The sequence below is a fragment of the Shewanella sp. MF05913 genome, assembly GCF_059758095.1.
Window position 1 is genome coordinate 70,842 of sequence record NZ_JCAYNT010000018.1, and the last position, 16,080, is coordinate 86,921.

Annotated in this window: 15 protein-coding genes; 11 read left to right on the forward strand and 4 right to left on the reverse strand. The window is 44.6% G+C overall.

The window, feature by feature from the left end; all coding sequences use genetic code 11:
- Positions 1–4: 4 nt before the first annotated feature.
- The 4 genes from AC19MV_RS17990 to hslR form a co-directional block, all read right to left on the reverse strand.
- Complete coding sequence (locus tag AC19MV_RS17990) at positions 5–1,789, reverse strand: M14 family metallopeptidase (RefSeq protein ID WP_498309300.1); 1,785 nt, start codon at positions 1,787–1,789, stop codon at positions 5–7.
- A gap of 220 nt (positions 1,790–2,009) precedes the next feature.
- Positions 2,010–3,566, reverse strand: a complete 1,557-nt coding sequence (locus tag AC19MV_RS17995; RefSeq protein ID WP_498309268.1) for a phosphoenolpyruvate carboxykinase — start codon at positions 3,564–3,566, stop codon at positions 2,010–2,012.
- 250 nt (positions 3,567–3,816) lie between these two features.
- A complete protein-coding gene (gene hslO, locus AC19MV_RS18000; protein ID WP_498309270.1) occupies positions 3,817–4,677 on the reverse strand; it encodes an Hsp33 family molecular chaperone HslO in 861 nt (286 codons plus the stop codon).
- Between the two features lie 28 nt (positions 4,678–4,705).
- On the reverse strand, positions 4,706–5,104 hold the full coding sequence (gene hslR / locus AC19MV_RS18005; RefSeq protein WP_432404030.1) for a ribosome-associated heat shock protein Hsp15: 399 nt from the start codon (positions 5,102–5,104) through the stop codon (positions 4,706–4,708).
- Positions 5,105–5,357: 253 nt separating this feature from the next.
- Between hslR and gspC the strand changes: the two genes are divergently transcribed.
- The 11 genes from gspC to AC19MV_RS18060 are packed head-to-tail and all read left to right on the forward strand — an operon-like array spanning position 5,358 to position 16,074.
- On the forward strand, positions 5,358–6,272 hold the full coding sequence (gspC, locus tag AC19MV_RS18010; protein WP_498309272.1) for a type II secretion system protein GspC: 915 nt from the start codon (positions 5,358–5,360) through the stop codon (positions 6,270–6,272).
- Positions 6,273–6,296: 24 nt separating this feature from the next.
- Entirely contained in the window at positions 6,297–8,429 is a 2,133-nt protein-coding gene (gene gspD / locus AC19MV_RS18015; RefSeq protein WP_498309274.1) for a type II secretion system secretin GspD, read from the forward strand.
- A 7-nt stretch (positions 8,430–8,436) separates the two neighbouring features.
- Complete coding sequence (gspE, locus tag AC19MV_RS18020) at positions 8,437–9,981, forward strand: type II secretion system ATPase GspE (protein WP_498309302.1); 1,545 nt, start codon at positions 8,437–8,439, stop codon at positions 9,979–9,981.
- A 3-nt stretch (positions 9,982–9,984) separates the two neighbouring features.
- On the forward strand, positions 9,985–11,217 hold the full coding sequence (gspF, locus tag AC19MV_RS18025; RefSeq protein WP_498309276.1) for a type II secretion system inner membrane protein GspF: 1,233 nt from the start codon (positions 9,985–9,987) through the stop codon (positions 11,215–11,217).
- A 60-nt stretch (positions 11,218–11,277) separates the two neighbouring features.
- Complete coding sequence (gene gspG / locus AC19MV_RS18030; RefSeq protein WP_432404016.1) at positions 11,278–11,712, forward strand: type II secretion system major pseudopilin GspG; 435 nt, start codon at positions 11,278–11,280, stop codon at positions 11,710–11,712.
- A gap of 1 nt (position 11,713) precedes the next feature.
- A complete protein-coding gene (gene gspH / locus AC19MV_RS18035) occupies positions 11,714–12,286 on the forward strand; it encodes a type II secretion system minor pseudopilin GspH (protein WP_498309278.1) in 573 nt (190 codons plus the stop codon).
- Positions 12,279–12,677: a type II secretion system minor pseudopilin GspI gene (gene gspI / locus AC19MV_RS18040; RefSeq protein WP_432404008.1), complete on the forward strand. Its 399-nt coding sequence runs from the start codon at positions 12,279–12,281 to the stop codon at positions 12,675–12,677. Before gspH ends, gspI begins: the two co-directional genes overlap by 8 nt.
- Entirely contained in the window at positions 12,658–13,350 is a 693-nt protein-coding gene (gene gspJ, locus AC19MV_RS18045) for a type II secretion system minor pseudopilin GspJ (protein ID WP_498309280.1), read from the forward strand. The genes gspI and gspJ overlap by 20 nt, the downstream gene beginning before the upstream one ends.
- Entirely contained in the window at positions 13,350–14,336 is a 987-nt protein-coding gene (gene gspK, locus AC19MV_RS18050; protein ID WP_432404001.1) for a type II secretion system minor pseudopilin GspK, read from the forward strand. The genes gspJ and gspK overlap by 1 nt, the downstream gene beginning before the upstream one ends.
- A gap of 51 nt (positions 14,337–14,387) precedes the next feature.
- The gene (gspL, locus tag AC19MV_RS18055; RefSeq protein ID WP_498309282.1) at positions 14,388–15,596 is read left to right on the forward strand and encodes a type II secretion system protein GspL; all 1,209 of its coding nucleotides are present in this window, start codon (positions 14,388–14,390) and stop codon (positions 15,594–15,596) included.
- A gap of 1 nt (position 15,597) precedes the next feature.
- Positions 15,598–16,074, forward strand: coding sequence for a type II secretion system protein M (locus tag AC19MV_RS18060; protein WP_432403997.1), 477 nt, complete (start codon positions 15,598–15,600; stop codon positions 16,072–16,074).
- Positions 16,075–16,080: the final 6 nt, after the last annotated feature.

Below are 16,080 nucleotides of genomic sequence, written 5' to 3' on the forward strand. Positions count from 1 at the left end.
TGAGCTATTTCATGGCTCTAAGCACCGGGTAAACCAAGTATTGTTGGTCGTAATACGGACTACGCTGATAAAACCAACGTAATCTAGCTTTACTGTCTTTTGCAAAAGCAGGGTCTTTGAGTGCTTGAGCAAACTCCGTTTGCAATGCCGGATTATCAGCTAACATTTTTGCCGCCAACGGCTCGACTGCGTAATCTTCAATGTATTCTGTTTGAGTGAAAATGGTATTGAAAAACCCCCAGTAAAACAGCGAATCCTCAGCCTGCGGCTCTAATAACAACATGGCTAAATCCCCTAAAGGTTGATCGGTTGCAATACGAACGGTTCCTACGGGAAGTTGAGTATTCACTTTGCTAGTCGTCGTTGTGGCCGTAACTGTTTGATGGCCTTCATAATCAGCACTTGAAAAACTGGGGTCGCTAAATTGATATTGCTGCGCAGTAATTTGTGTGGGTTTTTCAAGCCGAGTCATACGAATGCCATGCAGTGATAAACGTTCAATCACTGTGGTCCATTGCGGGGGAATATAATAGGCAACAGGTCGTGAAACAATAATGTCTGCTTTGGTGTTGGCCACCACAGGAATATTGGCATACAGCTTAGGTTCACCTGTCCAGCGTACGACCTCAGTGCCGCTTATTGGGCTGGTTTCAATTCGGTAATCAATGCCTTTAAAATCGCGGCCTTGAGGTAATACTTCACTTTTCCAGGTGAGCGCTAGTTGGCTTGAGTTGCGGTATTTGTCTGCGTAAATGGCTGATTTTAATTTAGTGCTGTTTTTCGCCACCGTTTTTAACGTTTGCTCCAGCATCACATAGGTACCGAGGACGCGTTGTTTGTACGGCTTAAGGCTGTGATTTTCGATTAAAATAGTCGGTAAATGACGGGCGTCGCCATAACCATTTGAAAAGCGTGGGCTGGGGTTCCATAACGACACACCTTTGGCCATGTCGGCATTATCGACAGCAAACACTAACGGCCCAGGAATATGACCTTGCTCAGTGAGTGCGGCTTCTATTGCGGGGCGATAGACCGTTTCTAACCAGTTAAAACTGCTAGGGCTGTAACCTTGTTTTACGTTGTAGCCGAAAGTGACATCGTACTGGTAGTCAATGCCATCGGTAACGTGTACATCGATGTACAAATCGGGTTGCCAAATATTGATGGCGCGGATGAGGTGCTGCATTTCAAGCGCATCCGCTTTGGCATAATCTCGGTTTAAGTTGAGATTATTAGCCGTGGTACGCCAGCCCATATTGATTGGTCCACGCTGATTAACCCGATTGTATTCACTGCTGCGCTCGTGGGCATCAACACTTAATATGGGTACAAATAAAAAATTAACGTTTTCGAGTAGCGCGCGTTTATTGCCATGGCTCATGTCTCTAAGCAGCATCATTCCGGCATCTTTACCGTCGATTTCCCCTGAGTGGATACCGGCTTGCACAAGCACTGTGGCCTTACCATTATCGCTTAACGTTTTAGCTGTTTCAGCACCTTCACTTGAGGCGACGATTATCCATATATCACGGCCTTGTGGGCTTTTGCCTAGGCTGACTTTATGCAATAAATCACTACTGTCGACGAGTTTATCTAACCACGCTATGGTGTCGTTGTAGTTTGGTGTACTCAGGTAACCTTGCTGTTCAAAAGGGGTTGCCCAAGGTTGTTCTGCGTTTATGAGAAGGGCTTCACTCGCACCAGACCAGGGTTTGATTGGCGGTAGTATGCTGTCGTTTATAAAGGTATTTGCTTGCTTAATCGAGGTCTGCGTTGACGGTTGAATCATATCATCAGCCGCAATACTCAAGGTTGCGCAAAATAACAAAGGGCTAACCCATAAACTAGCAAGCAAAGTACGGTGCATGAAGACCTCTAGGTAATGATGTTGGGTATAAACTGAAACGGCATCATAGCATTACCATTAACGAATATGAGGCTACACAATAAAAAATCCCAACGTAAGTTGGGATTTTAATGGTGTCTCTCTGGGTTAACCGAGTTGTTGTTTAGACTTTCGGACCAGCCTGCTTAATGGCATCAGAGACGTGATACTTGGCAAAGTTGTCGCTGAACTCTTGCGCTAATTGTTGTGCATACTGGTTGTATTGTGCAGCATCGCTCCAGGTGTTAACCGGATTAAGTAGCTTGCTGTCTACGCCAGTTACAGCCACAGGTACATTCAGATTGAGTTTATCGATGTGGACGGTTTCCACATCTTTTAGCTCACCACTAACAATCGCATCGACAATGGCACGAGTTGTTGGAATGTCAAAACGCTTACCGACACCGTGTGGGCCGCCAGTCCAGCCAGTATTAACTAAGTACACTTGGCTACCAAATGATTCGATACGCTTCATGAGTAGTTCGGCATATACGCCGGCTGGACGCGGGAAAAATGGCGCGCCAAAACAAGTTGAGAACGTTGACTGAATGGCAGAGGTTGAGCCCATTTCAGTAGAACCCACTTTTGCCGTGTAGCCAGACAAGAAGTGGTAAGCCGCTTGCTCTTTACTTAATACCGATACTGGCGGTAAAACACCTGACACGTCACAAGTTAAGAAAACGACAGCATGCGGTTCAGCGCCACGATTTTCAACTTTACGTTGAGCAATATGCTCAAGTGGGTAAGCTGCACGGCTGTTTTCAGTTAAGCTGGTGTCGTTGTAGTTAGGTACGCGTTGTTCATCAAGTACCACGTTTTCTAATACCGTACCAAAACGAATCGCATCCCAAATCACAGGCTCATTTTTTTGGCTTAGATCGATACACTTAGCGTAACAACCACCTTCGATATTGAAAACCCCACCTGGCGCCCAACCGTGTTCGTCGTCACCAATTAAAAAGCGCTTAGGATCGGCTGACAGGGTGGTTTTACCTGTGCCAGACAAACCAAAGAATAAGGTGGTATCGCCGTCATGGCCTACGTTTGCCGAACAATGCATTGGCAAAACACCTTTAGCGGGTAGCAAGAAGTTTTGCACTGAGAACATCGACTTTTTCATTTCTCCAGCGTACTTCAAACCAGCAAGCAGCACTTTGCGTTCGGCAAAGTTAAGGATCACGGCCGCTTCTGAGTTAGTGCCGTCACGCTCTGGTTCACACACAAAGCCTGGGGCATTAATAATTTGCCATGTGTCTTTGTTATTACGGTTAAAGACTTCAGGGGTAATGAATAAGTTGCGGGCAAAAATCTGGTGCCATGCATATTCGGTTGTTACCTGAACTGGAATGTAGTGGTCGTCATCGGCACCGACTTCAAGCTCAGACATAAACAGTTCTTTGTCTGCAAGGTAGGCTTCAACACGACCCCATAAGGCATCAAATTTACCGGCATCAAACGGGCGGTTCACTTTGCCCCATTCGATATCAGCTTCGGTCGCGGGGTCTTTAACAATAAAACGGTCGTTAGGTGAGCGACCTGTTCTTTCTCCGGTTTTGGCCACTAATGCACCGTTGGCGGTGAGCTGACCTTCTCCACGAAGTAGCGCGATTTCAACAAGCTGTGCTGTCGTAGGGTTAAGGTTAACGCGGTGTGATAAATCCGCCATAGTGTTGATCTCCATGTCTTTTAGGTCGGGTTTCGCAATGAATCGTTATTATAGGTTTCGCGGTACTATTTTTAGCTCGGTATTATTATTGCGCGCTGGCTGTATAAGCTAATGGGGCGATTGTAACTGAAGTTGACGCTTTGGTAACGAACAGTTTGGTAATTTTTCTGAAAGTTTTTGGCGTTAAGTATTTTTAAGTCAAATTTTAGGCATAAAAAAAGCGCGTAATGCGCTTTTTTTGTAATTGGTTACGTAATGGGAATCTTTATTGCTGTGAATCACTACTGTGGCTGCCTGCGTATAAAGCGGCAATATCGATAGCATCAAATGAATAGGTAATTTTACAGTATTCACAACCCATATCGATTTTACCCTCTTCAGCTAAAATCACTTCAATTTCTGCTTGAGAGAGCGTCTTGATCGCTGAACCACTGCGTTCACGTGAACACGTACATTTAAATGTCACATCAACAGGATCAAATAAGCGCACTTCTTCCTGGTGATATAAGCGGTGCAGCACACCTGGCGCATCTAAGCTAAACAACTCTTCGGCTTTGATGGTGGCCGTAAGGGTTGATAAGTGTTCGAAGTCATCATTTTGATCAGACTTTGTCGGTAATACTTGCAATAGCATACCGGCAGCTTGTTTGCCGTTAGCAAATAACTTGATTTGCGTAGGTAACTGCTCAGACTGATTAAAATACTCTTCTAAACAGGCGGCTAAATCGACATGTTCTAACGACACAATACCTTGGTAACGCTCACCTTCGTCTGGTGTTAGGGTAATGACCATATAGCCTTTACCAAACATGTCCTGCAAACTTGCATCGTCTGCAATGTCGCCTTTCCAGCGTGATACACCACGTAATACTTGTTCGTTATTGCCGTTAATTACCGCTAATGATACCGGACCGTCGCCTTGCAGTTGCACGCTAATGTCACCGGTAAACTTGATTGTTGCGGTTAATAACGACGTTGCAGCCATTAACTCACCTAACAAATGTTGTACTGCAACGGGGTACTCGTGAGCAGATAGCACCTCTTGATAGCTATTCTCAAGCTGGACTATTTCACCGCGAACATCTGCATTATCAAATAGATAGCGATGTAAAATATCGTTGTTCATCTTTACTCTCTTAACTCTTTTTAGTCGCTTAAACGTCTTTAAAGCGCATAAGCTGTCGTCGTTGTTTTTTATCCGGCTTATGATCTGGTGCCGGATTATTCAAAATATTGAGCCGTCTCGCTTCAGCGTTAATGATGCGTTTGCTAATGCTCTCGGGGGTTTCTTCGTACAAAGTTTGCGCAATATTAGCACCTTGTCGATGGCCGGATAACACCATGATAATCAATTCTTTATCATCATTACCCTGGCGAAGACGAATTTTTGCACCGACTTCAGCATTCTTGCTGGATTTCGTCCGTTGGCCGTTGTAATGTACTTTACCGCCGTTAATCATGTCTTTTGCAATGGCGCGGGTTTTATAAAATCGTGCCGCCCATAACCATTTATCTAACCGAATAATGCTCTTTTCGGACTGAGTTTGATTCAAATGGCCTCCAAAACAGGGATGATTTCACAGACTGAGTAATCTAACTGCCATACAATGTCAGTATTATTGCAATATGGGGTTAAATTGAGCCTCATTTGTGCGCGCAAACTTAGCATATTTGGTGCAGTTTCGCCAATTGATATGCGCTAGGGTTGTTGCTTTATCTTCTGTAGGTTAGCATGACGACTAAGTATTACTTTTCAACAATTAGAACAGAGACCTGTACCAAGACGTATAGAGGGTCCAATTATATATGGATTTATTAGATAAACTGATCACCAAAGCAGCCACTGTGCCGCATAAGCCGTTAAGCGTAGCTGTATTTTTGTGTGGATTAGTCATTGTGTTGCTACTTGCTGCACAAATTACATGGAAGTTGATGCCAGTGTCATCGCAATCTGCGACGTGGCAACCATCCCCCATTTCTGCAAGCACTGCTAAGCGCATAGAGCTTTCTGGTGTGCGTAACCTATTACTGTTTGGCCGTGTTGATGGCAACCCGAATAAACCTAAGCCTGAAGCTGTTGAGCAAATAACCGATGCACCTAAAACTAACTTGTCTATTCAGTTAACCGGTGTGGTTGCTTCTACTGCTGAAGAACAAGGTTTAGCGGTGATTGAGTCTAGCGGTCAGCAAGACACCTACAGCTTAGGCGATAAAATTAAAGGCACATCGGCATCATTAAAAGAAGTCTATGCCGACAGGATTATTATCACTAATGGTGGTCGCTACGAAACCTTGATGCTAGACGGTCTTAAGTACACAACGCAAAGCCAGGCCAACGAGCAGTTACAACAAGCTAAGGTCGATCAAAAAGTGACCCGAGTGGATCGTCGCAGTAATCAAGATTTTTCCGAAGATCTGTCTAATTCACGAGATGAATTATTAGCCGACCCCAGTAAAATTACCGACTTTTTAGCCATTTCACCTGTGCGTAGCGGTGAAGAGCTTTCTGGCTATCGCTTAAACCCGGGTAAAGATGCGGCCTTGTTTAAGCAAGCGGGTTTTCAGGCTAATGACTTAGCGAAATCAATTAATGGATTTGATCTGACCGATATGGGTCAGGCTTTAGAAGTGATGGCGCAACTGCCTGAGCTCACCGAAATGGCTGTCATGGTAGAGCGTGAAGGGCAGTTGGTCGAAATCATGTTTAGTTTGCCACAATAATTTGGCGTTAGAGGATTGAGTAAAATGAATAACAAAGGGATCCGACATAAGATTATTGCTGGAATGTTAGTGGGTGCTGCCATGATGGCTGCGCCGATGGCCTGGTCGGAACAATATGCGGCTAATTTTAAAGGCACTGATATTCAAGAGTTTATTAATATTGTCGGTAAAAACCTCAATAAAACCATCATTGTTGATCCTACCGTACGCGGTAAAATTAACGTCCGTAGTTACGACTTATTAAATGATGAGCAATATTACCAATTCTTCTTAAACGTGTTGCAGGTTTATGGCTATGCCGTGGTTGAAATGGAAAACCACGTCATTAAAGTCATTAAAGACAAAGACGCCAAAACATCAGCTATTCGTGTTGCCGATGATAATGCGCCTGGCTTAGGTGACGAAATGGTGACCCGCGTGGTGCCATTGTATAACTCTGAAGCTAAGCAACTTGCACCGCTTCTACGTCAGCTAAACGACAATGCTGGTGGCGGTAACGTGGTTAACTACGACCAAGCCAACGTATTGATGATTTCTGGCCGAGCTGCGGTAGTCAACAAATTAGTAGAAATCGTGCGCAGAGTCGATAAGCAAGGTGACACAGCGGTTGAAGTGGTCACATTAAACTATGCATCGGCTGGTGAAATCGTGCGTATCGTAGATACCTTATACCGTTCAACGGCTAACCAGGCGCAATTACCTGGGCAAGCTCCAAAAGTGGTAGCCGATGAGCGCATGAACGCTGTGGTTGTCAGTGGCGATGAAAAAAGCCGTGAGCGCGTCATTGAGTTAATTCAACGTCTCGACGCTGAGCAAGCCAATACGGGTAATACCAAAGTACGCTATTTACGTTATGCCAAAGCTGAAGACTTAGTTGAGGTATTGACCGGTTTTGCACAAAACCTACAAGAAAATAAAGATGGCGGCACCGCAGCACAGGGCAGCACAACTAAACGTCGTAATGACATTAATATCATGGCGCATGCAGACACCAACTCATTGGTGATCAGCGCAGAACCCGATCAGTTACGTACTATTGAAAGTGTGATTAATCAGTTAGACATTCGCCGTGCACAAGTTTTAGTTGAAGCGATTATTGTTGAAATTGCCGAAGGTGATAACGTCGGTTTTGGCGTGCAATGGGGCAGCACTTCTGGTGGCTTAACCCAATTTAATAATATCGGTCCAAGCATCAGTGAAATTGGTGCGGGTGTATTGGCTGCTCAGGAAGAAGACGGTACTACTGTAAAAACTACAGACTCTAACGGCAGTATAGTAGAAACCACTAATCCAACATCAGACGGAGACTACACATTAATTGCCCAAGCGCTTGGAAAAGTGAATGGCATGGCGTGGGGCGTGGCGTCTGGTAACTTTGGCGCGTTAATTCAAGCGGTATCAAGTGACACCAATTCAAACGTATTAGCCACACCTTCAATAACCACGTTAGATAACCAAGAAGCGTCATTTATTGTCGGTGATGAAGTCCCGATTATTACTGGCTCAACCTCCAGCTCAAATAACGACAACCCTTTCCAAACGGTTGAGCGTAAAGAAGTGGGCGTTAAGCTAAAAGTGGTGCCGCAAATTAACGAAGGTTCGTCGGTTAAATTAACCATCGAACAAGAAGTGTCGGGTGTAAACGGTAATACAGGTGTTGATATCAGTTTCTCCACTCGTCGATTAACCACCACTGTGATGGCCGACTCAGGTCAAATTGTGGTTTTAGGTGGTTTGATCAATGAGGAAGTACAAGAAAGTATCCAAAAAGTACCAATCTTGGGCGATATTCCATTTTTAGGTCATCTGTTTAAATCTTCTTCAAGCAAAAAGACCAAGAAAAACCTGATGATTTTCATCAAGCCAACGATTATCCGCGATGGCATGACAATGGAAGGCATTGCAGGTCGTAAATACAATTACTTCCGTGCTCTACAACTTGAGCAACAGGGCCGTGGTATTAATTTAATGCCAAATACCCAGGTGCCAGTGCTAGAAGAGTGGAGCCAAGAAGCCTACTTGCCAGATGAAGTCAATGACATGCTTGACCGCTATAAAAGCGGTAAAGGATTGAGCACTGACATGCGTGAATCAGATGCGGCTTTAAAAGTCATCGATGAAAGCATGCAAAAGGACAGGGCTCAAGACAATGATTGATAGTGCAATGACAGAGCCGTTAGCTCAAGTATCAAGTGAAGTTGCCCTGGAAGTGGTTGAAGGCGATGAAGTTTTTCACTCGAACAGTAAAGAGCGTCTGCCGTTTGCGTTTTCGCATCGCTTTCAGTTGGTATTAGCCAAAGAAAACGAGCAACTTTGTTTATTTTATACCGACAATACACCGCTAAATGCCATGCTAGAAGTCAGGCGTTATGCGGGCGTTGAGCTAGCCGTAATAAAGTTAGAAGTGGCTAAGTTTGAAGCTAAGTTAACCCAGGCTTACCAAGCTAACTCTTCAGAAGCACAACAGCTTATGGAAGATATTGGTAATGAAATGGACTTGTTTACCCTAGCCGAAGAATTACCGCAAACAGAAGACTTACTTGAAGGTGACGACGACGCGCCCATTATTAAATTAATTAATGCGTTGCTGTCGGAAGCGATTAAAGAAGAAGCGTCAGATATTCACGTCGAAACCTATGAAAAACAGCTTGTGGTGCGTTTTCGTATCGATGGTGTACTAAAAGAAGTCTTAAAGCCAAACCGTAAATTGTCATCCTTGTTAGTGTCGCGTATTAAGGTGATGGCGCGTTTAGACATTGCCGAAAAACGTTTACCGCAAGATGGCCGTATTTCATTGCGTATTGCCGGCCGTGCAGTCGATGTGCGTGTGTCGACCATGCCATCGAGCCATGGCGAACGTGTAGTAATGCGTTTATTAGACAAAAATACCGGTAATTTAGATCTACAGCAGTTAGGTATGACGGCGGGTATTCGTGAACAATTTGATGAATTAATTCGTAAACCACACGGCATTATTTTGGTGACCGGTCCAACCGGTTCGGGTAAAAGTACCACCTTGTATGCCGGCTTAACTGAGATTAACTCTAAAGATACCAACATCCTAACCGTTGAAGACCCTATCGAGTACGAGCTAGAAGGTATCGGTCAAACTCAGGTTAACACCAAAGTCGACATGACCTTTGCCCGGGGCCTGCGTGCTATTTTGCGTCAAGATCCCGATGTGGTTATGATTGGTGAAATTCGCGACCTTGAAACCGCTCAAATTGCAGTTCAAGCCTCGCTAACGGGTCACTTAGTTATTTCAACGCTGCACACTAACTCAGCATCAGGCGCAATTACGCGTCTACAAGACATGGGCGTTGAACCGTTCCTCGTGTCATCCAGTTTACTTGGCGTTTTGGCTCAGCGCCTTATTCGTACATTATGCCCAACGTGTAAAGAAGCCCACGAGCCAGATGAGCGTGAACGTGAATTATTAGGTATTACTGCTAACGATACCCGAATCATTTATCGCGCCAAAGGGTGTAAGGCTTGTAGCCAAAATGGTTATCGTGGTCGAACCGGTATTCATGAACTTCTTATCGTTGATGACAATGTTCGTGAGTTAATTCATGGTGGTCGTGGTGAGTTAGCCATTGAAAAATATGCCAGAAAGTCGATACCAAGTATTCGTCACGACGGCATGAGCAAGGTGTTAGCGGGTGTCACTACGTTAGAAGAAGTGCTACGCGTGACTCGCGAGGAATAATCAATGGCAGCGTTTGAATACAAAGCCCTTGATAGCAAAGGCAAACAGCAAAAAGGAGTGATAGAGGCAGATACTGCACGTCATGCTCGTAGTCAGCTACGTGAGCAACGTCTTATGCCGCTTGAACTGCAACCTGTTAGTGAGAAAGAAGCCCGTTCGCAACGCGGCGGCTTTAGCCTGGCTAACCTGTTTAAAAAACGAATTTCTGTTGCCGAGCTTGCATTAATCACTCGGCAAATTGCCACCTTAGTGGCGGCAGGCTTACCGATTGAAGAAGCATTAAAAGCGGTTGGGCAACAATCTGAAAAAGCCCGCTTGGGTAATATGATCATGGCGGTTCGTTCTCGAGTCGTTGAAGGTTATAGCTTAGCCGACTCTATGGCTGAGTTTCCGCATGTGTTTGATGATTTGTATCGCGCCATGGTTGCCTCTGGTGAAAAGTCGGGCCATTTAGAAGTGGTACTGAATCGTCTTGCTGACTATACCGAGCGTCGCCAACAGCTTAAGTCCAAACTCACTCAAGCCATGATTTATCCTATTGTGCTGACGGTTGTCGCCATTGGTGTCATTGCCGTATTACTTGCCGCAGTAGTGCCTAAAGTCGTCGGTCAGTTTGAACATATGGGCCAAGAGCTTCCTGGTACCACACAATTTTTAATCCTAGCGTCTGACTTTGTGCAACATTGGGGTGTGCTGGTGGTCTTAATTTTGTTTGGCGGCTTAATATTATTTCAGCGCATGCTGACCAAGCCAAGTTTGCGAATGAAGTACGATAGCGCGTTACTTAATACACCTATTATTGGTAAAGTTAGCAAAGGCTTAAATACTGCACGTTTTGCTCGAACCTTAAGTATTTTGTCTGCCAGTTCAGTGCCACTACTTGATGGCATGCGTATTGCGAGTGAAGTATTACAAAACGTCAAAGTGCGCGCCGCGGTAGATGATGCAACTGCGCGTGTGCGTGAGGGAACCAGTTTGGGTGCCGCGTTGACTAATACTAAGTTATTCCCTGCGATGATGCTGTACATGATCGCCTCAGGTGAAAAAAGTGGCCAATTAGAAAATATGCTCGAACGCGCCGCAGACAACCAAGACCGTGAGTTTGAGTCTAACGTCAATATCGCCTTAGGGGTTTTTGAGCCCATGCTAGTCGTGAGTATGGCGTCGGTTGTACTCTTTATCGTGATGGCTATTTTGCAGCCAATATTAGAATTAAATAACTTAATCAGTGGCTAAGCACAATACGCAAAGCCAGCTAGCTCAAAATTTTGAGTCATTTTTAGAAGGAAGTCTTTAATGCAACAACACAATAAACAACGCGGTTTCACCTTACTAGAAGTGATGGTGGTGATTGTTATTTTAGGTATTTTAGCGTCAATGGTTGTGCCTAACTTAATGGGCAACAAAGATAAAGCGGATCAACAAAAAGCGGTTTCAGATATTGTTGCGCTCGAAAATGCTTTAGACATGTATAAATTAGATAACAGTATTTACCCAACAACAGAGCAAGGCCTTGACGCATTAGTACAAAAAACCACGTCATCGCCAGAGCCACGTAATTTTCGTGACGGTGGTTATGTTAAGCGTTTACCGCAAGATCCATGGCGCAATGACTATTTACTGTTAAGCCCAGGTGAAAATGGCAAAATTGATATCTTTAGTTCGGGTCCAGACGGACAACCAGGGACTGAAGATGATATTGGCAGCTGGAATCTACAAGACTTCCAATAATATGCATTTTCGTCGTCACGCAGGGTTTACCTTACTTGAGGTATTACTGGTTGCATTGTTAATGGGTTTGGTGGCTGCTGCAGTCACCATTTCTATGAACGTCGCAGGGCCAGAACAAGCGCTTAAAAAACAGGCGCAACGATTTATGTCGGCGACTGAAATGGTGCTGGACGAAAGTGTGCTCAGCGGCCAATTTATTGGCATTGTGATTGATGAAGACGAATACCAATTTGTATTTTATAAAGAAGGCAAATGGATGCCTGTTGAGCAAGACCGTTTACTGGCGACTCAACAAATGGAATCAGGGATCGTGCTCGACATTGTGATTGATGGCATGCCATTAGTACAAGAAGATGAACAAGATGAGTCGTGGTTTGACGAGCCGTTTATCGATGAAGAAAGCGAAGAAGATAAGAAAAAACATCCTGAACCACAAATTTTACTCTTTCCAAGTGGCGAAATGACCCCATTTGAACTTAATTTTTCCACCGTAGATGATGAGCTAAAACCCGTTAATGTATTAGTGGTTGGTGATGCGCTGGGGCGTTTAACATTAGGGCGAGTCGATGAATAATTCACCTCGCTCTATTCGCTCATTGAATAAAAATTTAGGTATGACCTTGCTTGAGGTGATTGTTGCATTAGCGGTGTTTTCAATTGCTGCGGTGTCGGTAACCAAAAGCTTAAGCGAGCAAATGGCCAACATGCCCATTTTAGAAGAACGCACGCTTGCCCAGTGGGTTGCTAGCAATCAAATGGTTGATATTAGATTAACCAGTGACTTTCCCGATATTGGCAAAAAAGAAGGCCAGGTCGAATTAGCTGGGCGCGAATGGTACTGGCGACAAGAAGTGGTAAAAACCACTGACGATAAATTTAGAATGATTAAAGTGAGTGTCAGTGACGATAACCGCTATGAACGAATTGTGGCTCAGGTAAGCAGTTATGTGCACAACAAAGCCTAATATAGGCGGTTTTACCTTACTTGAAATGCTCATCGCGATAGCGATTTTTGCCATGCTGGGTATTGCGGCCAACTCGGTGTTGTCTGCGGTAATGAAAAACGATGAAGTCACTAAAGACTTTGCCGTTCGCCTAAAAGCTTTGCAACAAGGGTTTGGTGCATTAGAGCGTGATTTAGGCCAAATGGTGGCTCGTACGCCACGATCATTTGAAGGCGATCGCGGTAAGCAGTTTTTTCAAGCAGGCGATAATATTCTCGACTCAGACACCCAAGCATTAATGTTTTTCAGATTAGGCTGGCTAAACCCAGATGGCATGTTACCCAGAGGCAGTGTGCAATCGGTTGCTTATGTGGTGCAGGCGGGGCGTTTAGAGCGTTGGTATTATCCGTATCCTGAACCCATAGTGGGCGCCGAACCGTTAAAAAGCCTAGTGATTGACCATGTGGTATCGATTGAGTATTCGTTTTTTATTGATGATAAATGGCAAACTAAAGCTGATGGAACCGTAATGCCAAAAGGTATTGCCATGGAAATCGAAATTGAAGGCCTAGGTAAAATTCAGCGACGTTTTTTATTGCCTAAAGGCGCACCCGTTACCGATTCAAAAGATGATTCAAAAGATGATTCAAAAGATGATTCAAAAGATGACTCAAAAGATGAGGGTACAAGCTAATGGGCGGCCAAAAGCAGCGAGGTGTCGCGCTTATCGTCGTAATGCTGATTGTGGCGTTAGTAGTCATTATTGCCACCAATATCACCAGCCGTAACCAGTTATCTATGCGCCGGACGTTAAATATGGCGCAATATGACCAAGCTTATTGGTATGCCATGTCTGCTGAAGAGCTGGCAATGAAAGTGCTGAAGCAAGATTTTGAAGACGCCGAAGGCACAGTACATTTACAACAATATTGGGCGTTAGCTAATGTGGTCTTTCCAGCAGAGTACGGCGAAATTGTTGGCGAAATTGAAGATATGCGAGCCTGTTTTAATGTCAATGCCGTGGGTGAGCCGTCAAGCAGTACCGAGGATAATCAACCTAAAATGACCTTAGCAGCAAGGCAGTTTCAATCCTTGTTAATAAGTTTAGGTGTTGATGACTTTGGTGCTGAGCAACTAACGCAAACCTTAAAAGATTACATCGACGTGGATACGGTATCGAGTGCTTATGGTGCAGAAGATGCTGAATATGAGTCACGTAATGTGCCGTATCGCGCAGCAAATACCTTGATGCAACATCGCAGCGAATTACGTGCAGTGCTTGGGTTTAATCAAAATGTGTACATCAATATTTTAGATTATGTCTGTGCAATACCCGGCGACAGTCGACAGTTATTAAATGTGAATACCGTTAAAGTGGAACAAGCCGCCTTACTTGCTGCAATGTTAGAGAATGAAGTATCCGTAAGTGAAGCTGAAAATATTATCAACGAACGTCCTGCAGACGGTTACGGTACCATTGAAGAATTTTGGGAAAGCTCATCGCTTAGCAGTATTAAAGCGGAAGCGGACCTCAAGTCGAGTTTTGTAGTCGATAGCGAGTATTTTTTATTACACGCGGGCGCCAAAGTCGACAACGCAATATTTAGAATGGACAGTGTGCTTAAGCGCAATGGCAATAATTTAGAAGTGCTCACCCGTCAGTATGGTGGCCAACAATAATAACAAGCTCATAGCGTATAAAAGACGTATTGAGAGCGGTGGAGAATAACAGTGTCTGAACGGCTATTTATCCGGTTAGGAAAAACATCAGAACACCCATGTTCATGGCTTGTCTGGTCAGAGCAAGAGCAAGAAATTATTGCCTCAGGTGAGTTGGCTGACGCCGCGAGCCTGAGCAGTTTAGCTGAACGTGCGGGCAATCGTCCTGTTGATGTACTTGTGCCAGCGGCCAGTATGACATTGACCCAAATCGCTTTGCCTGAAAAAGGCCAGCGCCAAGCGTTAAAAGCCTTGCCTTACATGCTAGAAGAATCGCTCGCAACAGACGTTGACCGTATGCATTTTGTGGTGGGTCCGCGCGAGGGCGAACACCTCAATGTAGCAGCCGTTGCCCATGAGCAAATGCAAACCTGGTTAGCCTGGTTACAAGACGCGGGCTTAAAAGTAAAACGCATTGTGCCAGACTGTTTAGCATTGCCATTAGAGCAATGTCGATGGGCAGCAATGAGCTTAGGTAGTGAATATCTTATTCGTACATCTGAAGGTGGCGGTATAAGCCTACCTAAAGCGTGGTCAGCCTTTGCACTGCCTCAGTTAGTTAAGCAAGCGACAGCGCGTAATGATAACGCGCAAATTAATGTAGCTTGTTATAGCGAAGATATTGCGATTGACGGTGTACAAGTAGACAGTAAGCCACTTGATTTGCCAATGATGATATTGGCCAAAGGGGTGTTGAATGCCCCCATTGATTTACTCAGTGGGATCTACAAGCCTAAACGCGAATACAGTAAACATCTGTTAGTGTGGAAAAATGCCGCGATTATTTTAGTGCTCGCCATTGTATTGGCATTGGTGAATAAAGGTTTGATGATCCATCAGCTTAATAATGATACTGAAGTATTACGTGCTCAAAGCGAAGCCATTTTTAAGCAGGCTGTACCAGGAGTGAGCCGTATTGTTAATATGCGCTCGCAAATGGACAGTACCTTACGCAGTATGCAAGGCCAAGGTGGCGGCGCGGCATTTTTTGAGATGCTCGACGGACTCAAACCCGCATTCAGTAAAGTGCCAGATCTTAAGCCAAATAGTTTGCGCTTTGAGGGCAATCGTAACGAGTTACGTATGCAAGTGACCGCGCAAAATTATGCCCAAATTGATCAATTTAAAGAGATCGTAGCCAAAGATTATCAATTAGACGGTGGCGCAATGAACAGCACGGACGAAAACGTGACCAGCACCTTGACCTTGAGGAGCAAATAAAATGAATAATTTGCGTACCTGGTGGCAAGGTTTAGTGCTGAGAGAACAGCAGCTCGTTGGTTTTTGCGCTGCGATTCTCGTAGTTGGGATTATGTATTGGGGTATATGGACACCAATATCAAATGCTCAAATAGAGGCGGAACGCAGCCATAATGCTGCCCAGCAAACCTTAAATTATGTAAAACAAACCGCCAATAAAATTGCCGGTTTAAAGCAAGCAGGCGCTCAAGCAAAAGTGCGTGGCAGCTTAAGTTCAATCGTTAACCAAACGGCTGGGCAATATCAATTAGAAATTACCCGAATGCAGCCGCAAGGTGACAAAATACAGTTGTGGATGGACGATGTTCCGTTTGATGCATTGCTCGGTTATTTACACGATTTAGTTGAACAAAAAGGCTTAACGCTAGACAGCGTCGATTTAGCCGAATCTGATGTTACTGGCTTTGTTAAAGTCAGACGTATTCAGCTTTCACAGTAAGGATTT